The following is a 263-nucleotide window of genomic DNA, read 5'->3' as shown; positions in this document are numbered from 1 at the left end:
ATCTTCCTGGTGGCGATAGTGAATCGAAATTCAGACGATTTCATTTCTGCAATATGAAATATAGCGTATATTCGAAATAACGGAACCCATATAGAAAACCGCAGCCGCACCTTGCCATGGCCAGCCTGCCCCAGCACCTCGACCTGCACCTGATCCGCATCCTCTACCTGCTGCTGGTGGAGAAGAACGTCTCGCGCGTGGCGCTGAAACTGAACCAGCCCCAGCCCTCGATCTCGGCCTCGCTGCGCAAACTCCGCGAACTC

General features: G+C 54.4%; 1 pseudogene. It reads left to right on the top strand.

The features are described 5' to 3' along the window. Nucleotides 1–116: 116 nt before the first annotated feature. A pseudogene (locus KVT32_RS32395) lies at nucleotides 117–263 on the top strand (LysR family transcriptional regulator); the annotation flags it as partial.

Source organism: Achromobacter sp. GbtcB20 (assembly GCF_019091095.1).
In the GTDB taxonomy this organism is placed as follows: domain Bacteria; phylum Pseudomonadota; class Gammaproteobacteria; order Burkholderiales; family Burkholderiaceae_B; genus Achromobacter; species Achromobacter mucicolens.
This window is presented reverse-complemented; position numbering and strand designations above follow the sequence as displayed.